The 23,345-nt window shown below is 40.5% G+C and carries 21 protein-coding genes and 2 tRNA genes; 17 read left to right on the forward strand and 6 right to left on the reverse strand.

The window, feature by feature from the left end; all coding sequences use genetic code 11:
* Nucleotide 1 precedes the first annotated feature (1 nt).
* The 6 genes from murC (at nt 2) to lpxC (ending at nt 7,006) form a co-directional block, all read left to right on the forward strand.
* The gene (gene murC, locus I2F31_RS08510) at nt 2–1,453 is read left to right on the forward strand and encodes a UDP-N-acetylmuramate--L-alanine ligase (protein WP_195768646.1); all 1,452 of its coding nucleotides are present in this window, start codon (nt 2–4) and stop codon (nt 1,451–1,453) included.
* A gap of 48 nt (nt 1,454–1,501) precedes the next feature.
* Complete coding sequence (locus I2F31_RS08515) at nt 1,502–2,431, forward strand: D-alanine--D-alanine ligase (protein WP_195768645.1); 930 nt, start codon at nt 1,502–1,504, stop codon at nt 2,429–2,431.
* Between the two features lie 3 nt (nt 2,432–2,434).
* Complete coding sequence (locus I2F31_RS08520; RefSeq protein ID WP_195768644.1) at nt 2,435–3,259, forward strand: cell division protein FtsQ/DivIB; 825 nt, start codon at nt 2,435–2,437, stop codon at nt 3,257–3,259.
* 99 nt (nt 3,260–3,358) lie between these two features.
* Nucleotides 3,359–4,627, forward strand: a complete 1,269-nt coding sequence (gene ftsA / locus I2F31_RS08525) for a cell division protein FtsA (RefSeq protein WP_195773757.1) — start codon at nt 3,359–3,361, stop codon at nt 4,625–4,627.
* A 166-nt stretch (nt 4,628–4,793) separates the two neighbouring features.
* Nucleotides 4,794–5,981 carry a cell division protein FtsZ gene (gene ftsZ / locus I2F31_RS08530; RefSeq protein WP_195768642.1) on the forward strand — a complete coding sequence of 396 codons (1,188 nt, stop codon included), beginning with the start codon at nt 4,794–4,796 and terminating at the stop codon, nt 5,979–5,981.
* A gap of 122 nt (nt 5,982–6,103) precedes the next feature.
* Nucleotides 6,104–7,006: a UDP-3-O-acyl-N-acetylglucosamine deacetylase gene (lpxC, locus tag I2F31_RS08535; protein WP_195768641.1), complete on the forward strand. Its 903-nt coding sequence runs from the start codon at nt 6,104–6,106 to the stop codon at nt 7,004–7,006.
* A 61-nt stretch (nt 7,007–7,067) separates the two neighbouring features.
* Here lpxC and I2F31_RS08540 read toward each other — a convergent pair whose 3' ends face one another.
* On the reverse strand, nt 7,068–7,520 hold the full coding sequence (locus tag I2F31_RS08540) for a DUF721 domain-containing protein (RefSeq protein ID WP_195768640.1): 453 nt from the start codon (nt 7,518–7,520) through the stop codon (nt 7,068–7,070).
* A gap of 96 nt (nt 7,521–7,616) precedes the next feature.
* Here I2F31_RS08540 and I2F31_RS08545 point away from each other — a divergent pair, with 96 nt between their 5' ends.
* The 5 genes from I2F31_RS08545 (at nt 7,617) to I2F31_RS08565 (ending at nt 15,044) form a co-directional block, all read left to right on the forward strand.
* On the forward strand, nt 7,617–8,252 hold the full coding sequence (locus I2F31_RS08545; RefSeq protein ID WP_195768639.1) for a M23 family metallopeptidase: 636 nt from the start codon (nt 7,617–7,619) through the stop codon (nt 8,250–8,252).
* A 245-nt stretch (nt 8,253–8,497) separates the two neighbouring features.
* Nucleotides 8,498–11,212: a pyruvate dehydrogenase (acetyl-transferring), homodimeric type gene (gene aceE / locus I2F31_RS08550; RefSeq protein ID WP_195768638.1), complete on the forward strand. Its 2,715-nt coding sequence runs from the start codon at nt 8,498–8,500 to the stop codon at nt 11,210–11,212.
* A gap of 3 nt (nt 11,213–11,215) precedes the next feature.
* A complete protein-coding gene (locus tag I2F31_RS08555) occupies nt 11,216–13,189 on the forward strand; it encodes a 2-oxo acid dehydrogenase subunit E2 (protein WP_195773759.1) in 1,974 nt (657 codons plus the stop codon).
* A gap of 224 nt (nt 13,190–13,413) precedes the next feature.
* Nucleotides 13,414–14,004, forward strand: coding sequence for a class I SAM-dependent DNA methyltransferase (locus I2F31_RS08560; protein WP_195773761.1), 591 nt, complete (start codon nt 13,414–13,416; stop codon nt 14,002–14,004).
* Nucleotides 14,005–14,018: 14 nt separating this feature from the next.
* Nucleotides 14,019–15,044 (forward strand): HNH endonuclease family protein, encoded by a 1,026-nt coding sequence (locus I2F31_RS08565; protein ID WP_195768635.1) that lies wholly within the window; start codon nt 14,019–14,021, stop codon nt 15,042–15,044.
* Nucleotides 15,045–15,082: 38 nt separating this feature from the next.
* Here the strand turns inward: I2F31_RS08565 and I2F31_RS08570 are convergent, their stop codons facing one another.
* The 3 genes from I2F31_RS08570 to I2F31_RS08580 form a co-directional block, all read right to left on the reverse strand.
* Nucleotides 15,083–15,319, reverse strand: coding sequence for a VF530 family protein (locus I2F31_RS08570; protein WP_195768634.1), 237 nt, complete (start codon nt 15,317–15,319; stop codon nt 15,083–15,085).
* Between the two features lie 261 nt (nt 15,320–15,580).
* Nucleotides 15,581–15,656 (reverse strand) — tRNA-Gly (locus tag I2F31_RS08575).
* A gap of 40 nt (nt 15,657–15,696) precedes the next feature.
* Nucleotides 15,697–15,772 (reverse strand) — tRNA-Gly (locus I2F31_RS08580).
* Nucleotides 15,773–15,970: 198 nt separating this feature from the next.
* Between I2F31_RS08580 and I2F31_RS08585 the strand changes: the two genes are divergently transcribed.
* The 3 genes from I2F31_RS08585 (at nt 15,971) to I2F31_RS08595 (ending at nt 17,174) form a co-directional block, all read left to right on the forward strand.
* Nucleotides 15,971–16,282, forward strand: a complete 312-nt coding sequence (locus I2F31_RS08585; RefSeq protein WP_195773763.1) for a BolA family protein — start codon at nt 15,971–15,973, stop codon at nt 16,280–16,282.
* A gap of 12 nt (nt 16,283–16,294) precedes the next feature.
* The gene (locus tag I2F31_RS08590; protein WP_195768632.1) at nt 16,295–16,693 is read left to right on the forward strand and encodes a SirB2 family protein; all 399 of its coding nucleotides are present in this window, start codon (nt 16,295–16,297) and stop codon (nt 16,691–16,693) included.
* 97 nt (nt 16,694–16,790) lie between these two features.
* Nucleotides 16,791–17,174: a hypothetical protein gene (locus I2F31_RS08595; protein ID WP_407647875.1), complete on the forward strand. Its 384-nt coding sequence runs from the start codon at nt 16,791–16,793 to the stop codon at nt 17,172–17,174.
* An 83-nt stretch (nt 17,175–17,257) separates the two neighbouring features.
* On the opposite strand, the gene I2F31_RS08600 is transcribed toward I2F31_RS08595, so the two are convergent.
* Nucleotides 17,258–17,632: a winged helix-turn-helix transcriptional regulator gene (locus I2F31_RS08600; RefSeq protein WP_195768631.1), complete on the reverse strand. Its 375-nt coding sequence runs from the start codon at nt 17,630–17,632 to the stop codon at nt 17,258–17,260.
* A gap of 93 nt (nt 17,633–17,725) precedes the next feature.
* Between I2F31_RS08600 and I2F31_RS08605 the strand changes: the two genes are divergently transcribed.
* Together I2F31_RS08605 and guaA are read left to right on the forward strand one after the other, a co-directional pair.
* Nucleotides 17,726–18,739 (forward strand): zinc-dependent alcohol dehydrogenase family protein, encoded by a 1,014-nt coding sequence (locus I2F31_RS08605; protein WP_195773765.1) that lies wholly within the window; start codon nt 17,726–17,728, stop codon nt 18,737–18,739.
* A 388-nt stretch (nt 18,740–19,127) separates the two neighbouring features.
* Entirely contained in the window at nt 19,128–20,696 is a 1,569-nt protein-coding gene (guaA, locus tag I2F31_RS08610; RefSeq protein ID WP_195768629.1) for a glutamine-hydrolyzing GMP synthase, read from the forward strand.
* 50 nt (nt 20,697–20,746) lie between these two features.
* On the opposite strand, the gene I2F31_RS08615 is transcribed toward guaA, so the two are convergent.
* Complete coding sequence (locus I2F31_RS08615) at nt 20,747–21,340, reverse strand: LOG family protein (protein ID WP_195768628.1); 594 nt, start codon at nt 21,338–21,340, stop codon at nt 20,747–20,749.
* Between the two features lie 356 nt (nt 21,341–21,696).
* Between I2F31_RS08615 and I2F31_RS08620 the strand changes: the two genes are divergently transcribed.
* Nucleotides 21,697–23,301 carry a TerC family protein gene (locus I2F31_RS08620; protein ID WP_195768627.1) on the forward strand — a complete coding sequence of 535 codons (1,605 nt, stop codon included), beginning with the start codon at nt 21,697–21,699 and terminating at the stop codon, nt 23,299–23,301.
* Nucleotides 23,302–23,345 lie beyond the last annotated feature (44 nt).

Here is a 23,345-nt window from a genome sequence, read left to right on the forward strand (position 1 = left end):
CATGTCACCAAAAACACCTGCTCACTTAGAAAAAAAACTGATTAAAGTGCCAGAAATGCGTCGTATTAAACATATCCACTTTGTTGGAATTGGCGGTGCAGGCATGTGCGGTATTGCAGAAGTTCTGAAAAACCAAGGCTATTGTGTGTCTGGTTCAGACATTAAAGCGTCAAAAACCACTGCACAATTAGAGCATGTGGGGATCAAAGTCTATATTGGCCATCATGAAAACAATATTGAACAGGCCGATGTCATTGTCGTCTCTACCGCCATTGATGCAGAAAACCCTGAAATTAAAGCAGCTTTAGAACAACGTATTCCATTGGTACGCCGTGCAGAAATGTTAGGTGAGCTGATGCGTTATAGACATGGTATAGCCGTTGCGGGTACACATGGTAAAACCACGACCACCAGTTTGCTGACCACCATGTTAGCCGAAGAAAAGTTTGACCCAACGTATGTGATTGGTGGTTTACTCAACAGTACAGGTGTTAATGCTGCACTGGGCGAAAGCCGCTTCATTGTGGCAGAAGCAGATGAATCAGATGCATCATTTTTATACTTGCAACCGATGGCTGCCATTATTACCAATGTCGATGCCGACCACATGGATACTTACGAAGGGAGCTTTGACAAGCTTAAAGATACTTTTGTCGAGTTTATTCGCCGTATGCCATTTTACGGCTTGGCAGTGGTTTGTGGTGATGACCGCAATGTACGTGAAATTATGCCACGTTTTGGGCGACCAACGCTGACCTATGGTTTTAATGACGACAATGATATTCGTGCCATAGATGTAGTACAAGATGGTATGCAGTCACATTTTACCGTGCTGAGAAAAGAACGTGAGCCATTACGCTTAACGATTAACCAGCCTGGATTACACAACGTTTTAAATGCACTTGCTGCCATTGGTATTGCAACCGATGAAGGTGTTTCAGATGCAGCCATTAGCCGTGCTTTACAGGGCTTTAGTGGCGTGGGTCGTCGCTTTCAAATTCAAGGTGAATACCCACTTGCAGATGGCACAGTCAAACTGATTGATGACTATGGGCATCATCCTAAAGAAGTTGATGCCACCATTAAAGCTGTGCGTCAAAGTCACCCAGAGCAGCGTTTAGTGATGATGTTCCAACCACACCGCTTTTCACGCACACGTGATTGCTTCGATGACTTTGTGGATGTACTGTCACAAGTTGATCAATTGATTTTGCTTGAAGTTTATCCAGCAGGTGAAAAACCAATTGTTGGGGCAGATAGTAGGTCACTGGCTCGAAGTATTCGTTTAAGAGGCCAAGTTGAACCAATTTTGATTGATCCAATTGATGAAAAACATCTTGAAACAGTATTAGGTCATCTATTGCAAGCCAACGATGTTGTTTTAACCCAAGGGGCTGGAAATGTTGGTACAATTTCAGCAGAGCTTGCACAAAAACAACTTTTTTTAAATTAGGTCAATCAACGCACATGGCTGAGCGTTATACGGTGTAAAGGGGAAAATATGTCAAATGCAGAAAAATTTGGAAAAGTCGCCGTACTTTTAGGTGGTCGTTCAGCAGAGCGAGATGTGTCATTAGACAGTGGTCAAGCGGTACTTGAGTCGTTACAACGCTCAGGTGTAAACGCAGAAGCATTTGACCCGCTACACCGTAGTGTGACCGAACTTGTGAATTATGACCGTGCGTTTATTGTATTACATGGCCGTGGTGGAGAAGATGGCCAAATCCAAGGTGTGCTTGAATGGTTAGATATTCCATATACAGGCACGGGCGTACAAGGCTCAGCCATTGGCATGGACAAAGTTAAAACCAAGCAAATTTGGCAGGGCAGTGCATTGCCGACTGCACCGTACCGTATTGTCAATAAAGTGGTAGACACAGATGAACTGATTGCTGAACTGGGTTTGCCATTGATTATTAAGCCAGTACACGAAGGCTCAAGTATTGGTATGAGCAAAGTTGAACATGCAGAACAGCTAGCTGAAGCCATAGACAAAGCCATTGCCTTAGACAGTATTGTGATGGCAGAGAAATGGATTACAGGTAAAGAGTACACCATTGTGGTACTCAATGGTGAAGCGTTGCCAGTGATTCGTTTACAACCACCCAAAGATGTTGCATTTTATGACTATGATGCCAAGTATCAGCGTAATGACGTTGAATATGGCATACCAAGTGGTTTATCTGTTACTGAAGAAAAAGAGCTACAGGCCTTAACATTGCAAGCCTTTAATGCTGTAGGGGCACATGGGTGGGGGCGAGTAGATGCCATGCAAGACCAAGATGGCCAATTTTGGTTGCTTGAGGTGAATACTGTGCCAGGTATGACCAGCCATTCTTTAGTGCCTAAGGCTGCCCAAGCAGTCGGTCATGACTTTGATGCACTGTGTTTGACCATTTTAGAACAAACGCTCATAGAGGCAGAAAAATAACAGATGGCGCAACTTCCTGCTTCAATGCGTCGCAAGCAACAACAAGCGGCAGCAGTAACCTCAATCCATGATAAACCCCCTTCGCTAAAAGATCGATTGATCTCTATTGGTGGCTGGATTATTTTACTTTTTGCCGCTTGCGTTTTACTTGTTGGGATATATAGCAGTTATAAAATGCTCAATGATGCCCGCGTTGCGAATGTAGAAGTTGTAGGTACACGTTCTGTCGCAGAGCAACAAAGCCTGCTACAAAGTATTCGTCCTGTTGTAAATAAAAACTACTTTACCGTAGATTTAGAAGGCATTCGTGACCAAGCTTTAGCACTACCTTGGGTGGAGCAAGTAGTGGTTTCTCGTGCATGGCCAGATGAAATTAAAGTGCGTATTATCCCGAGACATGCTGTTGCCCGTTGGGGTACAGGTCGTTTACTCAGTGACTCAGGTATTGTCTTTAAAGAAGTAACAGTACAAGACAATCAAAGTTTACCTCTATTACATGGGCCTGTAAGCCAAGCGCCTTTTATGATGCGTCGTTACCACGAAATTAACCAACTTTTTCGACCATATCATTTACGTCTCACAGAATTATATTTGACTGAGCGTATGACATGGTTCATGCAATTTGATAGTGGTTTAAGGCTGATTGTCGATCAAGATCAAACCATGAGTAAATTACAACATCTCAGTCAATTGGCAGGACAAGACCTACAACCTGTATGGTCACAAATCTCAACAGTAGATTTAAGATATAGAAATGGATTATCTATACAATGGAAGGGTGTACCTCCTGTATCACATGGTCAATTTGTTGTAACGAATCGTAGTTAAACCCTTGCAGGTGATACACTTTTGAGGCGATAATGTGGTTTTTTATACATAATAATCACATAATTCCAAATTAAACGAATAAGTCAATGGTATTAGGTAATGAATGACGCTGTTCCTTCGGTAGTAGCAATAGATATTGGAACACATAAAGTATCTGTACTTATTGCAAAAGTACACGCGCCAGACCATATAGAAGTTGTGGGAATGGCTTCTGCTCGAAATCAAGGCATGAAAAAGGGAAAAATCACCAGCCTTGATAAAATGATTGCATCTATTAAGCAAGCCGTTTCAGAAGTAGAGGATATGACTGAGTGTCGTATACATTCAGCATGGGTATCTATTCCAAGTGCAGACTTAAAAAGCTTTTATGCTCAAGGTAAGGTTTTTATTACCAATAGTGAGCGTATTGTGACCACCAGTGAGGTGGTTGAAGTGCTCGAGTCTGCGAAAAAAAATAAAGTAGAACAAGAGCCAGAACTGTACTTGACCAGTGCCGTGCCATTAGGTTTTCAGCTCGATGACTCAGAGCAGTGGGTAACGCATCCTGTAGGTCTTGGTGCAAGCAAAATTTCAGGGCATTATCAGCTGATGATGTTGCCTATTAATGAAATGCAAAATTTCGACCGTGCAATGAAAAGTGCCAATATTCGTGTTGAAAAAACCATTTTGTGCTCTTTAGCCACAGCCGAAGCCAGTTTGTTACAAGATGAAAAAGATTATGGCGTTTGTTTGGTAGATATTGGTGCAGGAACAACAAATGTTGCAGTATACTTAGAGGGACATTTGGTATTTGCTAAAACCTATGCAATTGGTGGTGATAGCGTCACGCATGACATTGCAGCAGTTTTACAAACAACAACGGAAGAAGCTGAACGCATTAAGTTGCTCTATGGTTGTGTAGACCTTCAGGCAGTAAAACCAGATCATATGATTCAGGTTAAAGGCATTGAAGGACCTCAAACCATCAGTCGTATCGAGCTGAGTGAAATTATCATCGCACGTTACGAAGAAATTTTACATACAGTAAAATATGATCTGACGCATAACGGAGCAATAGGTGGCTTATATCACGGTGTTGTACTTACAGGTGCCGCCAGTCAGATCGAAGGTATTGTGAGTTTTTCACGACGTCTATTTGGTGTATCGGCACATTTAGGCAACTTACCAACCACCGTGACCGCTACAGATGATTTATTGCCTGCACTTAAACGCCCACAATATGCCACTGCCATTGGTTTACTTCTGTATAGTCAAAAAGAGCCAACCGATGCCATAGACATACAGACAGATGTTGGTGAAAAAACATTTGTTGGTCGTTTAAAAAATGGTTGGGATCGTTTTCAGGCACAGCTCAAAGCAATTTTTTAAGTCTTTCTCGTTAGGCGGTTATTGTACGGTTGTTGTAAGTCATTGAACGGAGGCTTGACAAAGATTACTTTGTCACTTCATTCTAAAAACACACTGTAACCCATTTAAAAATTAAAGGCAGTAAATGTTGTTTGCAAACTGCTAAACATTAGGAACACGTAAGGTCATGGCCTCATTTGAATTTTTAGAAGATGAACAAACCGAAGGTAACGGTCAAGCCCGTTTTACTGTATTTGGTGTAGGTGGTGCAGGTGGTAACGCCGTACAACACATGGTGCAATCAGACATTAAAGGTGTACGTTTTGTATGTGCAAACACAGACAAACAAGCCCTAGATCGTATGAGTGCACCACATAAAATCCAACTTGGACAAGAAAGCACACGTGGTTTAGGTGCAGGGGCAAACCCAGAAGTAGGTAAGCGTTCTGCAGAAGAAAGCCGGGAACAAATTCGCCAGCAACTTCAAGATGCAGACATGGTGTTTGTGACTGCAGGTATGGGTGGCGGTACTGGTACAGGTGCTGCACCTATTGTCGCTGAAATTGCCAAAGAAATGGAAATTTTAACTGTTGGCGTTGTGACAACACCTTTTAGCTTTGAAGGTCGTCGCCGTCAAAAGTCTGCTGAAAAAGGGATTGAAGAGCTCGAAAAATACGTAGACTCATTAATCATTATTCCAAATGAACGTTTATTGAATGTCTATGGTGATATTTCAATGCAAGAGGCATATCGCCGTGCAGATGACGTGCTTTTAAGCGCTGTCCGTAGTATCTTCGATTTAGTTGTGCGTCCGGGTCATATTAACCTTGACTTTGCTGACCTTAAAAATGCCATGAGCACCCGTGGTTATGCCATGATGGGTGAGGGTAAAGGTTCGGGTCAAAACCGTGCAGAAGAAGCTGCGCGTTTAGCGATTCGTAGTCCATTGCTCGACAACGTCAATATTATGAATGCCAAAGGCGTACTGATTAATATTACAGGCGGTAATGATATTACACTGAGCGAAACTAAAGCCATTACCGATGTTGTCAACCAAATTGTTGATTTAGATGAAGGTGATGTGTTCTTTGGAACTGTTTTTGAACCAGAAGCACGAGATGAAATTCGCGTGACAGTGATTGCTACAGGCCTGACTCGAAATACAGGTAGCCAAGCCCAAAAAGCAGGTCAAGCTCAACAGGCACATGTGGCACAAACTCAAACAAATACACTGTCAGATGACGAACTTCCAGCCATTCAAAGACAACAACAAGGTGTTGGAACTGCACAAAATAGTGCAGACAATACACAAACAACTGCTCGACCAAATCGGATTAGTATTCAAGAATACCTTAAAAAACAACAAGGTAAGTAGTATTGATAGATTCAATCGATATCATCTAAAAAAAGGTAGGCACTGATCCTACCTTTTTTATTTTTTATCAATGGCGAAATGTGCTAACGTATAGCGGTTTTATTGGTGGACTATGAGTATAGATGTTAAAGCAACGTACCCTCAAACGTGTTGTTAGGGCCAGTGGCATTGGCTTACATAGTGGACAAAAAGTCATGATCAATTTTGTGCCGCACACAGTTGATTCGGGCATTGTTTTTCGTCGTATTGATTTAGACCCCATCATAGATTTGCCTGCAGATGCAATGCTGATTCAAGAAGCATTTATGTGTTCAAACCTCATACAAGACAATGCGAAAGTGGGTACAATTGAGCATGTGATGAGTGCAATTGCTGCTTTAGGTATAGATAACCTCATTGTTGAAGTGTCTGCATCGGAAGTACCAATCATGGATGGCAGTGCAGGGCCGTTCATTTATCTACTCATGCAAGGTGGTTTGGTTGAGCAAGATGCTCCGAAAAAATTCATTCGTATACTCAAACCAGTAGAAGCACTGATTGACGATAAAACCGCAAAATTTACACCACATGCTGGTTTTCAACTCAATTTTACTATTGATTTTAATCACCCTGCCTTTGCTAAAGAGTATCAGTCGGCGACCATAGACTTTTCTACAGAAACCTTTGTCTATGAAGTCAGTGATGCTCGAACATTTGGCTTTATGAAAGACCTCGACTTTTTAAAAGCCAATAACTTGGCACTGGGTGCAAGTTTGGAAAATGCGATTGGACTCGATGAAAATGGCGTGGTCAATGAAGAGGGCTTACGTTACAACGATGAGTTTGTGCGCCATAAAATTTTAGATGCTGTGGGTGACTTATATTTACTCGGACATCAAATTATTGCGAAGTTTGATGCATGCAAGTCAGGCCATGCTTTGAACAATCAGTTATTACGCAATGTTAAATCTGATCCATCTAGCTATGAAATTGTAACATTTGATGATCTTCATAAATGTCCGATTCCATATGTTGCAGTCAGTTAAATGGCTAAAATTTAACAACTATTAAAAGCCTATGAAGAAACTTGCTTTTGTAAATTGTAAGCTATGATGAACTGCTGTTCTTTTTATTGCTTGCAAAGTTGTGTATAGCTTGGCTAAGCTTAGGGTCATTCACCATTTGTGCTGCATTTTTTAACATATTTTGTGTTTCTGCAGACAAAGGTTGGGGTGTCACTTCATGGGTTTTTTTTACGCTTTTTGTTCGTAGTCGAACATGAATCTCCTGTAAATCTTTGAATGCTTCAATCTGTGAAAGTTGTTGCACATAGTGTTTTTGTAAATAACCTACCTTACTAATCATCGCTTGGTTTTCACCAGAAAGCGTGAGTATGCCATGCCGATAACAGGCAATTTGCCAATTTTCAGGTTGTGGCAGAATAGGCTGAATGTGCTTAGTGAGTTTTTGCCAATGCAAAACATATTGTGTAAGAGATTTAGCAGGGCTACTTTTTTGATCTTTTTGCTGGTTTTGAAAAAAAAGATGTGGTTGTGCCATATATAGTCTCTTGTTTGTATTAAATGAAGCTTAAATGCTGATTGAGTGAAATTAAGACATGATTTGACTTAACAGTCACGACTTTAGAGGTTTACTATGCGACGTATTTTGTTTGCGCTGTCGGTGGTTTTTGCATCACCTGCGGTATTTGCAGATTTGATGGATAACTCCCAAACATCAGTGACCAAAGCAGACCGCTTAGAGCGTACCATTGCTGAAGGTTCATTTGCCCAAGATAGCAAAGAAGATGCGAGCACAAAGCAAATGAGTACCCATATTACGTTGCGTAATACCAATAAATCAACTGCGACGAAAGCATCATCAAACGAGATTATGTCTTGGTTGACGAAAAACCCAGTCCCATCGCATGCTAAAGTCAGTTCAAACTTTGGACAGCGTGTTATGTTTGGCAAAAAAGAAGGGCATTCAGGTCTAGATATTGCTGCACCAACAGGTACACCCATTTATGCTTCGGGTACGGGCGTGGTGACACGTGCAGGTTGGGTTACTGGTTATGGTCAATTTGTAGAAATAAACCATGGTAATGGTTATTTGACCCGTTATGGCCATGCATCAAGAGTATTGGTAAGTGTGGGTGATCGTGTGAAAGCAGGTGCAGAAATTGCGAAAGTAGGTTGTACAGGACGTTGCACAGGTTCGCACTTACATTTTGAAATTGTGGCTGATGGTGTACGCAAAAATCCAGGCACTTATTTAGCAATGTTGCCATAATTTCCTTAGAAAAAGTCATGTATAATACGTATGGTGTCAATGAAATATAAACTGTACGAAAAGACTGTCTATAAAAAATCGCCAAATTGGCGATTTTTTTTGTGTAAAAATGCGACTTGTTTGCTGAGTATTTATTTACGAAATGTTATTTTGCTATTGTATTTAAATCTAGCCATTACATGCTGCTATAAAAACATGGTAAAAATAGATGTGGCTATCGATTAACGATGAAGGAAAGGTGAAATATGGCGTACTATGGTGATTCCGACGCACAAGAAACCCAAGAATGGCAAGATGCCTTTGACTCTGTTTTAAAACACATGGGTACAGATCGTGCCGCATTCTTATTAGAAAAGTTATACCAACAAGCAATTGCAAAACATGTTCCGATTCAGCGACTAAACACGCCATATGTGAACACTATTCCTGTAGAAGAACAACCAACCATGCCTGGCGACCGAGATATGGAACGTCGCATCCGCGCACTTATTCGATGGAATGCGTTGGCAATGGTACTTCGTGCGAACAAAACAGGTGATGACTTGGGTGGTCACTTAGCCAGTTTTGCATCATCTGCAACATTGTATGATGTCGGTTTTAACCACTTTTTCCGTGCAAATAGCGAAAACTTTGGTGGAGACATGATCTACTACCAAGGGCACTGTGCACCGGGTATTTATGCACGCTCATTTCTAGAAGGGCGTTTGACTGAAGAACAGTTAAGTAATTTTCGCCGTGAAGTGAACGGCAATGGTTTACCAAGCTATCCACACCCATACCTTATGCCAGACTATTGGCAGTTCCCAACGGTATCTATGGGACTTGGACCAATCATGTCAATTTATCAAGCACATATTCAAAAGTATTTAATGAATCGTGGGTTGATTAAAGAAGAAGACCGTAAAGTCTGGGCATACCTTGGCGACGGTGAAATGGATGAGCCAGAAAGCTTAGGTGCGATTTCTCTAGCAGGCCGTGAAAAATTAGACAACCTGATTTGGGTGGTCAACTGTAACTTACAACGCTTAGATGGTCCTGTACGTGGTAACGGTAAAATTATTCAAGAGCTTGAATCTATTTTTCGTGGTGCAGGCTGGCGTGTGATTAAAGTGGTTTGGGGTCGTCAGTGGGATACGCTACTAGACAAAGACACTTCTGGTGCACTCAAAGCATGTATGGAAGAAGCTGTAGATGGTGACTACCAACGTTACCAAGTGAAAGGTGGTGCATACACACGTGAGCACTTCTTTGGTAAATACCCAGAAGCTGCAGAGCTCGTGAAAAACTTAAGTGATGATGACATTGATGCGCTAAACCGCGGTGGTCATGACCCATATAAAGTACATGCTGCATATAGCGCTGCAACACAAAGTAATGGTCAGCCTACGGTAATTTTAGCTAAAACAGTGAAAGGTTACGGTTTATCTGATGAAATTGAGGCGGTGAATAAAACGCATCAAATCAAAAAAATGCAGTTGGAATCGCTAAAATACTTCCGTAATCGCTTTAATCTGCCGTTTAATGACGAGCAACTTGAAGAATTGCCGTTCTATCGTCCAAGTGAAAATTCACCTGAGATGAAGTATCTCAAAGCACACCGTGAGTCATTAGGTGGCTATTTACCTGCACGCCGTAAAGAAAGCGTAGCATTACCTATTCCTGAACTTTCAGTATTCGATGCAGTACTTAAAGGCAGTGGTGGTAAAGAGCAATCAACCACAATGGTATCTGTGCGCTTAATTTCTGCATTGTTAAAAGAAAAAGCACTGAAAAACCATGTTGTACCGATTGTACCAGATGAAGCACGTACCTTTGGTTTAGAAGGTATGTTCCGTCAGCTTGGTATTTATGCAGCACATGGCCAGCACTATATTCCAGAAGATCAAGAACAGCTCATGAATTATCGTGAAGCAAAAGATGGTCACATGCTGCAAGAAGGCATTAACGAAGCAGGTGCCATGAGTGCATGGGCGGCGTTGGCAACCAGTTATTCAACCAATAACTTGCCAATGATTCCAATGTATATGTATTACTCTATGTTTGGGTTCCAACGTATTGGTGATATTGCATGGGCAGCAGGCGATGCACAAGCACAAGGCTTCTTATTTGGTGCAACAGCAGGCCGTACTACGCTTAACGGTGAAGGTTTACAACACCAAGATGGTCACTCACACATTTTAGCTGGCACGATTCCAAACTGTGTAGCTTATGACCCATGTTTCGGTTATGAGTTAGCTGTGATTATGCATGACGGCTTAAAACGTATGTATGCCAACCAAGAGCGTGTGTTCTACTACTTAACTGTAATGAATGAAAACTACGAACACCCAGCAATGCCACAAGGTGCTGAAGAGGGTATTAAACGTGGTATGTATTTATTGCAAGAAGATGAGAAAGCGACAGTTCAACTCTTAGGCTCAGGTGTGATTTTACGTGAAGTTATGAAAGCTGCGAAAATCTTACGTGAAGAGTATCAAATTCATGCCAATGTTTGGAGCGTAACAAGCTTTAACGAGCTTGCACGTGATGGTATGGCATGTGATGAATACAATCGTTTACACCCAACTACTGAAGAAACAAAAGAGTCTTGGGTATCTCAACAGCTACGTGGTACAAATGGTATTGTATTGTCTGCAACAGATCATATGCGTGCCTATAGTGAACAAATTCGTGCTTACTTGCCAGACAATCGTCCATATGTGACTTTAGGTACAGATGGTTTTGGTCGTTCAGATACACGTGCGAACTTGCGTAGCTACTTTGGTGTAGATGCAGCCCACATTGTGGTGGCAACACTGAAAAAATTGGCAGATGAAGGTGAAGTGGACAACCGTTTAGTCAAAGATGCGATTTCTTCTTTTGAGCTAGATACAGACCGTCCTGTTGCATGGGCTCCACAAGCACACCCTGAAGTACAAGCAGTTGCTGCATACCAAGAGCAATCAGGTGAGGAGAACTAAACAATGGAAATCAAAACACCTGATATTGGCGTAGATCACGCTACAGTTGCAGAGATTTTGGTTAAAGTTGGCGATCACGTGACTGAAAATGACAGTCTTGTTGTGGTTGAGTCAGATAAAGCCTCTGTTGAAGTGCCTTGCACTTCGGCGGGGGTCGTGACTAAAATTTTAGTCAAAGAAGGTGATGAAATTTCTGAAGGCGCACCACTGATTGAACTAGACAGTGGTTCAAATCAAGCAACACCTGAACCTGTTGTGGCTGAAGAAAAACCAGCACCGACAGCTACACCCGCGAAAACCACAACTGTGCTACAAGAAAAAGCACAGCCTCAGGCAGCATCAACAAGCCAAGTGGTTGAAGTGAAAGTGCCAGATATTGGTGTTGAAAAAGCATCTGTTGGTGAAATATTGGTACAAGTTGGCGACAATATTGAAAAAGATGACAGTATTGTTGTGGTTGAATCAGACAAAGCGACGGTTGAAGTCCCAAGTACAGCTGCAGGAACTGTTGAGAGTATTGCTGTAAAAGAAGGTGATACCATTCAAGAAGGTGTGCTTTTAATTACAGTGAAAACTGTTGGTCGTGAGCAACAAGCACCTGCGGTGAATGTGAGTAAATCAGTTGTTGAACCTACGCCAGCACCTGCACCACAGAAAGCAGAATCTGCTCAAACACAGCCTGCAGGCGACATTGAAATTGTTGTACCTGATTTAGGTGTAGATAAAGCTGCTGTGTCTGAAATCTTGGTCAAAGTTGGCGACAGCATTGAAAAAGATGACAGCATTTTAGTGGTTGAGTCAGACAAAGCCACAGTTGAAGTACCAAGCTCAGCTTCGGGTGTCATTAAAGCGATTCATATTGAAGTGGGTCAATCTGTTGAGCAAGGTATTAAAATTGCGACAGTTGAGGCACAATGTCAAGCGCCTAGCAGTGTAGCAGTTGAACCGAAAGCGACACCTGCACCTGTTGTTTCGGTGGCACCATCTCCTGTAGCTGAAAAAGCACCTGTAGCATCTGAGCCTACAAGTACAGAAAAACTGACGAAAGCACAGCAAGCTGATAATGCTAAAGTGTACGCAGGCCCTGCGGTACGTAAACTAGCACGTGAGCTTGGTGTTATTTTGGCAGAGGTGAAAGCATCAGGCCCTCATGCACGGATCATGAAAGATGATGTGTTCGCTTATGTGAAAGGACGTTTAACTGAAGCACCAAAAGTGGTTGAGAAAGCGGCACCTGCTGCTGTGGCATCAGGGTTACCAAAATTACCTGACTTTACAGCACATGGTGGTGTAGAAGAAAAACCGCTAACTCGCTTACAACAAGTGTCTATACCGCAGTTATGTTTAAACAACTTTATTCCGCAAGTTACGCAGTTTGATCAAGCCGATATTACGGCATTGGAAGCATGGCGTGGCGAGTTGAAAGGTGGCTTTAAACAACAGGGGATTAGCCTGACGATTTTGGCATTTATTGCTAAAGCGTTGGCGAACTTGCTTAAAGAAGAGCCATATTTTGCTGCACATTTAGCAGATGACCAAAAGTCAGTGCTTTTGCGTAATGAAATTCATATGGGTATTGCTGTGGCAACCCCAGATGGCTTAACTGTACCTGTATTGCGTAACCCAGATCAAAAATCAATTAAACAAATTGCAATTGAGTTGGGTGGGTTAAGTAAGAAAGCGCGCGAGAAAAAACTTTCTCCGAAAGACTTACAAGGTGCAAACTTCACCATTACCAGTCTAGGTAGTATTGGTGGTACAGCATTTACACCGTTGGTGAATTGGCCTCAAGTGGCAATTTTAGGTATTTCACCTGCAACCATGCAACCAGTTTGGAATGGTAAAGACTTTGAGCCTCGCTTAATGTTGCCATTGTCATTGTCTTATGACCACCGTGTAATTAACGGTGCAGATGCGGCACGCTTTACCAATAAGTTGACTAAACTGCTTGCAGATATTCGCTCTTTACTGCTTTAAGCTGTAATAGATGAATTGAAGATAAAAAGACTCTGTTAATCAGGGTCTTTTTTATTCAAAATTTTAGACTTTAATGCCCTGAAAGAACTATATTGCCATATTTACTTGGCAGTCGCTCGCTTTGTTCATTAAGTTTTAATTGATGATGAGTATTGAGGCTTAAAAGTAATTCAGGTTACTATATTTATATTCTTTGCGCTTTTATTCAATGGTTAACCTCTCTGATGAGTGACATAACAAATTATTATAATCAACATGCTCAAGAGTTTTTTAGTCATACCTATGATGTAAATATGGAACAGTTATATGAGCCCTTTTTAAGATATATTCAACATAATGGACTTATTTTAGATTTGGGATGTGGCTCTGGGCGTGACAGTTTAGCTTTTAAAAATAAAGGTTATCATGTCGATGCAATTGATTTTTCTGAACAGCTTGTTGAAAAGGCAACACAATTTTCAGGTATTGTAGTGCGACACCAAAGTTTTTACGATTTAAACGAGAGGTCTAAGTACGATGCCATTTGGGCATGTGCCTCACTGTTACATTGCGAACGAACAAAACTCGTTGATGTGTTTACAAGAATAATAACTGCATTGAAAGCCAACGGAGTTTGTTACGCATCTTTTAAATATGGTTCAACTGACCGAGAAAAAGATGGACGCTCTTTTACAGATTTAAATGAGCAACAAGCAGAGCAATTGCTACGTCAATTGCCAAATACGCTTCTTTTACAGCAGTGGATTACCATTGATAAGCGTCCAAATCGAAATGAAGAGTGGTTAAACCTTATTTTTAGAAAAATAGAACAATAAGTATTGAGGGTAGTATGTCTGAATTTTATGAAATACAACCATCTAAAGAAAACTATTGGCGATCGATTATTTTATTTGGACGTAATGTTGCTTCATATAAATTTGCATTGGCGAAAGCACTCTATGATGTGAAAACAGCAGGTCATACGGTTGTTACATTAGACCAACTTGCAGTGCCTTTTAGTCGCTATATTTGTGAGCATTTACAGCTTGTAGATAAGCAGGCAACCTCTCAATCAAGTAAATTTTTAGATTTTTGTAGAGCATATAACCGTAATGAAATAGATCAAACGATGCTAATCAATAAAACGGTTCGGTATGGATTTGTCAATGTGATTGATGCGTTTCATTGCGTACATGGGCAGGAAATTCCACAACGTTTTTTTTCAGATGCTAGAAAAACACATCAAGGTATTATTTTAACAGATGAAATATTTCAGTTATTTGATGGAGAGCAGTCAAAAGATTTAATTGAGGAAACAGAAGCCAGATGGCGTTTGGTCGAAACAGCTTGGGATATGAACTTACCCAAACACTTAGTTCAGATTCAGCATGATGAACAAGGCATTTTAGTTGCAGATAATAAAATAAGAAGAGTGAATGTGACTTCTGTAAAGTCTGCATTAAATGGTTATCAGAAAAGTAAATGTTTTTATTGTTTTACGGATATTACGATTACCCAATTTTTACCAAATTCAGCAGATGTAGATCATTTTTTCCCGCATAAATTACGTTATTGCGATGCTCAAAAACCTGTCAATGGCGTGGCTAATTTGGTGTTGGCTTGTACTGAATGTAATCGTGGGCAAAACGGTAAGTTTGACCGCTTACCGTCAGTGAGCCTTTTAGCGCAGCTACATAAACGTAATGAATATTTAATTACCAGTCATCATCCCTTACGTGAAACGCTGATTGCTCAAACAGGATTTACCGAAATAGCACGGCGAGGTTTTTTACAATCTGCTTATGATTGTGCGACGCACCATTTAGGTATGGCCTATAAGTGGCAACCAAAACAAAATGGGCATTCTGCTTTTTAATGATTTGATATTTAAGAGGAGTTGTTTAGATTTAACTGCTACGACTTCTGTTTTGCTTTTTGGCGTAAGACGTACAGGTATAAGTTTTCTACTTTTTCACGTGCCCACGGTGTAGTACGCAAGAATCGCAATGATGATTTAACACTTGGGTCTATGCAAAAGCATCTAATTTCAATTTTACGCCCCAAGCCTTCAAAACCACCATAGTAATCTAGTAATTCATCTAAAATATCAGCGAGTTTTTTGCCATGTAAAGGGTCATTGGAGGTGCTCATATTGGATCAATCGTATCTGGGGAAGCGTACATTATAACCTAGGTTAGGTAGAAAAATTCTTAGATTGAGTGTTGGTGATGATGATCAAAGAAAAACATTCTGTGTTTTTATTACATATTACTTTATTGGGTGGTTATTTGATCACTAAATCATTTCCCTACTATTATTACCTTTTGAATATTTAGGAAGCGGGGTTTGAAAAACTACGCTATAAATCAACAAGAAAAAAGCCCCCATCTTTCGATGAGGGCTTTTAGAATTTGGAGCGGAAAAGGAGACTCGAACTCCCGACCCCAACCTTGGCAAGGTTATGCTCTACCAACTGAGCTATTTCCGCAAATTGAGCAGTTTTAATAAACTTTCACTAAAAAATAAACTGGAGCGGAAAAGGAGACTCGAACTCCCGACCCCAACCTTGGCAAGGTTATGCTCTACCAACTGAGCTATTTCCGCATGACGTGTATAATACATTAAAGTTTTTTAGACGCAATATTTTTTTATTAAAAATGATGTTAACTGAGTAAAATAAACACAAAAAAAGTTAGATGGGCGATAAAATAACCTGAAAAAAGTAATTTAGACGGAATTTCACAGTAAAAAATCGACATGTGCTTATGCTAAACTACATTTTTGCACTATTTTTCTGATCTTATGTCTCTACAGCAGCAATTGATTGAGCAACTCAATACACTATCGCCACATCATCTAGAAGTGATTAATGAGTCAGCAGGCCACGGGGGGTATTACCCAGGTAAAGAATCTCATTTTAAAGTGATTGTCGTAAGTGATGCTTTTGATGGTTTACGTTTAGTGCAAAAGCATCAAAAAGTGTATTCATGTACCCAAAGTTTATTAGCAGCACATGGTGGCCCTATTCATGCTTTAGCAATTCATGCCTACAGCAAAGAACAATGGAAAGGTATAGCACCATCGAGTCCAGAGTGTGCCCATGCTAAAAAATAAATAGGAAATTTTATGGATTTATTTCTAGGTTTAAAAATCGTACACAGTATCGCAATTACGGTTTTACTGATGACCATTATTTGGCAGAGTATTATTTTATTTCGTTTACCTAACGCTGATACCGCATTTAATGTTCCTAGTCGTAAAAAAATTACGATCATTCAGCACAGTATTTTTTTAGTCTTATTTTTAACAGGTGGTACGCTACTTTATCTTAAGCACTTTCAAGTTCAATCTTGGTTTTATGCCAAAGCATTGCTGTTTGTGGTGATTATTTCTGCTTCGGTAAAAGCTTTTAAAAAGCCAAATCCAAACATATTATTGGTACAACGTAGAGGTGGCATTATTTTAGCGTGGATTGCTTTTGTGTCTATTATTACGCTCGTTGTGACTAAACCTGTGATTTTCTAATGAATCGGTGAGGTTACATATAGACACTAGTATATTGGGGGGTGTCAGAGCGCATAATAGACTTAATTACTGCACTTAAATTGGGGTATAGATGAAAATGATAAAAACTAAAATCATTCTAATGCTGGGCATGGTTGGGCTTTTTACAGGGTGTATGACATCCGCAGTGAAGCCGAGTTATGTTTCACCCGCAATGTACCAAAATTTAAATTGTATACAGCTACAAAGTGAGTCTGACCGAATTCAGCAGTACATTGCACAAGGTGTCACGCCTGCAAAGCGTAATTTATTTGGTATTGGTTTGGGCTTGGGTGGTGGTTTTGGTGGCGGTGGTTGGGGAATAGTTCCTTCTATCTCAGTCAACCTAGGCCAGTCGAGTGACAGTAGAAATACTCAATTGTCGCAGTTGCTCGGTCAGCAAGATGCAATTGCTCAAGCTGCACGTTTTAAAGGATGTTCAATAAAAGTGGCCCCCAAATAGTCAAGTACGACAGCTGTTTTATCATTAAAAAATGCATCAAAGTTGAGGGGGCGTTTACCCATCAGTTTTGATGCATTTTTTTTCTAATCGGTTGTATTTAACTTTTGGTTTTGGACTAACTGTATACCGTACTGTTCTCCCCATAACTTGAGCATTAAAATGAGTGGTCTTAATGTTTCGCCATACTCAGTGAGTCCATATTCAACTTTAGGCGGTACTTGAGGGTAAACAATTCGATAAATTAAATTAGAGTGCTCTAACTCTCTAAGTTGTTTCGTTAAAATACGTGCAGTGACTGGGCCAAGCTTTCTTCTCACTTCATTAAATCTCAGTTTACCATCGAGTAAATGATACAAAATTATTCCTTTTCCCTTACCACCAATCAACTCTAATGTGGCTTCAACTGGGCAAGCTTCGTCTTGATAAGATTCGTATCGTGGCTGTTTTACAGTATCCAAAATGTTCCTATATATCAAAAATGGTAGTACTTGTTATAAAGTTTATACAAGCTATAATTTTTATACAATAATATTTTGACTCAGGTTGTAAACATGAAAGGATTAGTTTTTGATGCATCTAACGGAACACCACAAATTCTTTTAAAAGAAATTAGTGATCCAGGCCAACCTAAAAGAGGCGAAATTCGAGTTCGTATTCAAGCAAGCTCTTTAAACTTCCATGATTTCATGGTGGCACGTGGCATTATGCCTACAGAAAATGGCAGAGTTTTACTCTCTGATGGCGCAGGTGTTGTGGAGGCAGTTGGTGAAGGTGTTCAAGCCTTTAAAATGGGAGATCAGGTTGTTTCGGCATTTTTTCCACATTGGTTAGCAGGTAAGCCAGTGCCTGCGGTGGGTAATTTTGAAAATACACCGGGGGATGGTGTTGATGGAATGGCGACAGAATATGTTGTACGTTCTGAAAGTGCATTTACGAAAATACCTCAGGGGTGGTCTATGCCAGAGGCAGCTACCATTACAACTTCTGGTTTAACGGCATGGCGCGCTTTAGTAACGAATGGTCAATTGAAAGCAGGAGAGACTGTGCTGATTCAAGGGACTGGTGGTGTGTCAATTGCAGCACTACAAATTGCTAAAGCGATGGGTGCTTTTGTGATTGTGACATCATCGTCAGATGAAAAACTAGCTAAAGTGCGTGATATGGGGGCAGATGAGCTCATTAATTATAAAACGACCCCAGCTTGGGGGGATGAAGTATTGCGTTTAACACAGGGTAGAGGTGTTGATCATGTGGTTGAAGTCGGTGGGCCTCTCACCATTAATGAGTCTTTAAAAGCAGTAAAAGTGGGTGGTCATATTGCACAAATTGGTGTGCTCTCTGGAAATGAAGCAAATATTCCTATTGTTGATCTTTTAGCGAAGCAGGTTCGATTGCAAGGTTTAATTGTTTCAAGCGTTGAAGATCAAAAAGCATATATCTCTGCACTTGAAGTGATTCAAGCACGTCCTGTGATAGATAAGATATTTAACTATACAGCGTTATCAGAAGCTTTTGACTACATGCAAAGTGGTAATCACTTCGGGAAAATTTGCATGACTTGGTAAGTCGGTCGTATGTAGTATTAAAGAGCAAGTGATCTTTTTATTAAAGACACTTTGCTTTTGACGCTAAGCGTGGGTAGTTGGATAACCGTTTATTATATTTATTTAATGGTCAAAGGTTATTTACTACTTTGAAAATAAGGGTGAGATGTAACGATTCACGCTTTGGTCACTTATATAAGTATTTGTACGGCTGATATATTTATAATATTATGGTTTTATTATAAAAAAATCCTAAAAACTAACCATTAAAATTAAACGATATATTTTGAACAGGGTGAGTTGAAGCCCATAAACATTGCTACAAACGAAACTCTACATATACTCCACCTTGGAAAAATGTTACCATACTGTGCTTCCTTTGTTCTTTAGCTTTCTATAGTTGAATCACATGACGACCAATACCCAAATTACTGAAGATCGTATCCTTATCTTGGATTTCGGTTCACAATATAGCCAACTGATTGCACGTCGTGTACGTGAGTCAGGTGTTTACTCTGAAATGTACGCGTTTGATATGTCTGAAGAAGACATTCGTGCATTTAACCCAAATGGTATTATTTTATCTGGTGGTCCAGAAAGCGTACACCAAGAAGGTAGCCCGCGTGCACCTGAAGTGGTTTTTAACTTAGGCGTACCAGTACTTGGTATTTGCTACGGCTTACAAACTATGTCTGAACAGCTCGGTGGTAAAGTAGAGCCGGGTACAGTACATGAATTTGGTTATGCAGAAGTAGATGTATTGGTTCGAGATGCACTGTTGGGTGACTTGCAAGATCAAGACAACCAATTACATGTGTGGATGAGTCATGGTGACAAAGTCAGCAAAATTCCAGAGGGTTTTAACGTTACAGCAAGTACACCAAGCTGTCCGTTTGCAGCCGTGAGTGATGAAGCAAGACGCTTTTATGGCGTGCAGTTTCACCCAGAAGTGACACATACAACTCAAGGTCAGGCTTTACTTTCTAACTTTGTGCATAATATTTGTGGTTGCCGTAGTCTTTGGACTTCTGAACATATTATTGACTTACGAGTAGCACAGCTTCGTGAGCAAATTGGGCAAGAAAAAGTACTGCTTGGTTTGTCTGGTGGTGTTGACTCATCTGTAGTAGCAGCACTTTTACACAAAGCCATTGGTGATCAACTGACATGTGTATTTGTAGACAATGGCTTACTTCGTTTAAACGAAGGTGAACAAGTCATGCAAATGTTTGCTGATAACATGGGTATTCGAGTGATTCGTGCCAATGCAGAAGAGCGCTTTTTAAATGCGCTTGCAGGTGAAGTAGACCCTGAAGCTAAGCGTAAAATTATTGGCCGTGAGTTTATTGAAGTATTCTCAGAAGAAGCCCGTAAACTAGACGGTGTGAAATTTTTAGCACAAGGTACAATCTACCCAGACGTGATTGAGTCTGCTGCAAGCAAACAAGGTAAAGCACATGTGATTAAATCACACCACAACGTGGGTGGTTTACCAGATGACTTGGCTTTTGATCTTGTTGAACCATTGCGTGACTTGTTTAAAGATGAAGTACGTAAGTTGGGTACAACACTTGGCTTGCCTCACAGCATGATCTACCGTCATCCTTTCCCAGGCCCGGGTTTAGGTGTACGTATTTTAGGTGAAGTGAAAAAAGAGTATGCAGATATTTTGCGTTTAGCAGACGATATCTTTATGCAAGAGCTTCGTGCTAGTGGTTGGTATGATAAAACTGCACAAGCTTTTGCAGTGTTCCAACCGATTAAATCTGTAGGTGTGGTGGGTGATGGTCGCCGTTATGCATGGGTGATTGCACTACGTGCCGTTGAGACTGTTGACTTTATGACAGCACGTTTTGCACACCTGCCATATGATTTGGTTGATAAAATCTCAACACGTATTATGAACGAGATTAAAGATGTTTCTCGTGTGGTCTATGATGTGTCATCTAAGCCACCTGCAACAATTGAGTGGGAATAACCCAGACATAAAAAAGAGTGCTTAGGCACTCTTTTTTATGTCTATGGTTTTTACATGGCCACATTTTCTGGTGCGTGTAAGTGATTAAGCACGGCGTAAATTTCATTGATGCTTTTGCACACAATCACTTTTGCACGGTGATGCGCAGGTAAGAAGCCTTCTGTGACCGCATGGTCAAGCTGTGTAATTAAGGCATCATAATAACCATTGACGTTATAAATCATCATTGGTTTTTGGTGTTGTTCGAGTTGTCCCCATGTGGCAATTTCTAAGATTTCTTCAAATGTACCTAAGCCACCTGGCAATGCAATAAATGCACTGGCACGCTCTGCCATCATGGCTTTACGTTCATGCATGGTATTCACCACATGCAGTTCAGTCAGTTCAGTATGTGCCACTTCGTAGTCCAACATAAATTGCGGAATGACTCCTACCGTTTCAGCATTGAACTCAGAAAAAGTATCTGCGACTTGCCCCATTAACCCAATACTGGCACCACCATAAACAAGCCCAAAGCGGTGTTCTGCTAAACCTTGTGCTAATTCAATGGCACTGTTTAAATAAATGGCTTTATTGCCTGCACGAGAACCACAATAGAGTGCAATTAAAGGTTGTGTTGTTTTTACTTTGGCTGTTTTGCGCATTTCATTTTATCCTTTTCGTTTCAACTATCTTTAACATGTTTTTTTTATGAAAGACAACGTAAAGCATCTATTTTTAAGCAATTACAACAATCTTTATCATTCAGTGCATTTTATCTGCTGATAAAAGCCAATGCCCGCACAGCAAATCAATAAAAAACTGTAAAAATTAGTGAATTTGCAATTAATCTTTTCTATACTGAAAATTCGATTAACAACATTTTTATTAATATGAGTAGTGGTTGTAGGCCCTCAACTAAAGAACCCCGAATTTTAAATGTAATTGTTTGCACACAGGCAATCGCATATCTCACAGCAACCCACATGAATTGTACGACTAACATGCAGGAGCATGGGCAATGATATTTGAATGGATGTCAGACCCATCTGCTTGGGTGGGTTTAGCCACGTTAGTGGTGTTAGAAATTGTTTTAGGTATTGATAACCTTGTCTTTATTGCAATCTTAGCTGAAAAACTACCACCAGAGCAGCGTAACAAAGCCCGCATGCTTGGCCTTACTTTAGCATTGGCCATGCGTATGGTGTTATTGGCCTCTATTGCTTGGGTCATTACGCTTACACAACCACTATTTCATATTTTTGACCAACCCTTTTCAGGTCGTGACTTAATCCTTATTTTTGGCGGTATATTCTTACTGTTTAAGGGCACAATGGAGTTGCATGAACGCCTTGAAGGCAAAATGCATGTCAAAGATGATAATCCTGTACATGCTGCATTTTGGGTCGTCATTGCTCAGATTGTCGTGCTTGATGCGGTCTTTTCCTTAGACAGTGTTATTACGGCAGTAGGTATGGTGAAACACCTGTCTGTGATGATGATTGCGGTTGTCATTGCTGTGGGTATTATGATGCTGGCATCAAAAGCACTCATGAATTTTGTGAACAGACATCCAACCGTAGTGATGTTGTGTCTTGGCTTTTTGATGATGATTGGCTTTTCTTTGGTGGTTGAAGGCTTTGGCTTTCATATTCCAAAAGGCTACTTATATGCTGCCATTGGCTTCTCGGTCATGATTGAGTTTTTAAACCAAACCACACGCAGAAACCAAGAAAAATTAGTCACAACCAATGATTTACGCTTTAAAACCGCTTCTGCTGTAATGCGTATGTTAGGTGGTAAACCAAAACACAGCCAAAATACAGAACATCATCATGGCGATAGCGATGTCTTGGCAACACGTGCCTTGGCAGACGAATTATTTGATGATGAAAACAGTACTTACCATAGTGTGATGGTACAAGGTGTATTGGGACTGTCAGAGCGTCCTGTGAAGTCTATTATGACACCTCGTCCAGATATTGACTGGATTGACTTGTCAGATGACACGCAAGAAATACAAACACGCCTGATGCAAATGACCCATTCTCGGATTATTTTTGCACACGGTGAATTAGATAATCTGGCCGGTATTGCACTGACGCATAAGCTACTCAATGAATATGTAGAGCATGAGCAATTTAATATTGAACAAAACCTACGTGAACCCATGATTGTGCATGAAAATGCACCTGTACTTATGGTCTTAGAGCAGTTGCGTCAAGCTCCATTACAAATGGCAATTGTACTCAATGAGTATGGTTCAATTGAAGGCTTAGTGACACCAATTGATATTTTAGAAGCAATCGCAGGTGAGTTCCCTGACGAAGATGAAATGGAAGCGGTGGCAGAAAGCCTTGAAGATGGGTCACTTATTTTAGAAGGCTCGACGGATATTCGTCACTTGTCACTTTTATTAGATCAAAATCTTGTTGATGACAGTGAAGAGTATTCGACATTGTCGGGCTATTTGCTCATGCATTTAGGGCGTTTGCCTGAAAATGGAGATGTCGTGACTGCTGCAGGTTATCACTTTGAAATTGTGACAATGGATGGCCATAAAATTGAAAAAGTGCATATTGTTGCTGTAACTTCATCAGAAGATGATAAAACAGAAGAACATTAACACAGCTTGATTGCCAAGAAAATCGACTTAAAATAGCCTTTTTA

The organism is Acinetobacter rathckeae (assembly GCF_015627125.1).
In the GTDB taxonomy this organism is placed as follows: Bacteria; Pseudomonadota; Gammaproteobacteria; order Pseudomonadales; family Moraxellaceae; genus Acinetobacter; species Acinetobacter rathckeae.

What these genes read in the sequence shown, in the direction of transcription:
- murC (WP_195768646.1), top strand. Translation starts at nt 2, where the DNA reads ATGTCACCAAAAACACCTGCTCACTTAGAAAAAAAACTGATTAAAGTG.
- I2F31_RS08515 (WP_195768645.1), top strand. Translation starts at nt 1,502, where the DNA reads ATGTCAAATGCAGAAAAATTTGGAAAAGTCGCCGTACTTTTAGGTGGT.
- I2F31_RS08520 (WP_195768644.1), top strand. Translation starts at nt 2,435, where the DNA reads ATGGCGCAACTTCCTGCTTCAATGCGTCGCAAGCAACAACAAGCGGCA.
- ftsA (WP_195773757.1), top strand. Translation starts at nt 3,359, where the DNA reads ATGAATGACGCTGTTCCTTCGGTAGTAGCAATAGATATTGGAACACAT.
- ftsZ (WP_195768642.1), top strand. Translation starts at nt 4,794, where the DNA reads ATGGCCTCATTTGAATTTTTAGAAGATGAACAAACCGAAGGTAACGGT.
- lpxC (WP_195768641.1), top strand. Translation starts at nt 6,104, where the DNA reads ATGTTAAAGCAACGTACCCTCAAACGTGTTGTTAGGGCCAGTGGCATT.
- I2F31_RS08540 (WP_195768640.1), bottom strand. Translation starts at nt 7,520, where the DNA reads ATGGCACAACCACATCTTTTTTTTCAAAACCAGCAAAAAGATCAAAAA.
- I2F31_RS08545 (WP_195768639.1), top strand. Translation starts at nt 7,617, where the DNA reads ATGCGACGTATTTTGTTTGCGCTGTCGGTGGTTTTTGCATCACCTGCG.
- aceE (WP_195768638.1), top strand. Translation starts at nt 8,498, where the DNA reads ATGGCGTACTATGGTGATTCCGACGCACAAGAAACCCAAGAATGGCAA.
- I2F31_RS08555 (WP_195773759.1), top strand. Translation starts at nt 11,216, where the DNA reads ATGGAAATCAAAACACCTGATATTGGCGTAGATCACGCTACAGTTGCA.
- I2F31_RS08560 (WP_195773761.1), top strand. Translation starts at nt 13,414, where the DNA reads ATGAGTGACATAACAAATTATTATAATCAACATGCTCAAGAGTTTTTT.
- I2F31_RS08565 (WP_195768635.1), top strand. Translation starts at nt 14,019, where the DNA reads ATGTCTGAATTTTATGAAATACAACCATCTAAAGAAAACTATTGGCGA.
- I2F31_RS08570 (WP_195768634.1), bottom strand. Translation starts at nt 15,319, where the DNA reads ATGAGCACCTCCAATGACCCTTTACATGGCAAAAAACTCGCTGATATT.
- I2F31_RS08585 (WP_195773763.1), top strand. Translation starts at nt 15,971, where the DNA reads ATGTCTCTACAGCAGCAATTGATTGAGCAACTCAATACACTATCGCCA.
- I2F31_RS08590 (WP_195768632.1), top strand. Translation starts at nt 16,295, where the DNA reads ATGGATTTATTTCTAGGTTTAAAAATCGTACACAGTATCGCAATTACG.
- I2F31_RS08595 (WP_407647875.1), top strand. Translation starts at nt 16,791, where the DNA reads ATGATAAAAACTAAAATCATTCTAATGCTGGGCATGGTTGGGCTTTTT.
- I2F31_RS08605 (WP_195773765.1), top strand. Translation starts at nt 17,726, where the DNA reads ATGAAAGGATTAGTTTTTGATGCATCTAACGGAACACCACAAATTCTT.
- guaA (WP_195768629.1), top strand. Translation starts at nt 19,128, where the DNA reads ATGACGACCAATACCCAAATTACTGAAGATCGTATCCTTATCTTGGAT.
- I2F31_RS08615 (WP_195768628.1), bottom strand. Translation starts at nt 21,340, where the DNA reads ATGCGCAAAACAGCCAAAGTAAAAACAACACAACCTTTAATTGCACTC.
- I2F31_RS08620 (WP_195768627.1), top strand. Translation starts at nt 21,697, where the DNA reads ATGATATTTGAATGGATGTCAGACCCATCTGCTTGGGTGGGTTTAGCC.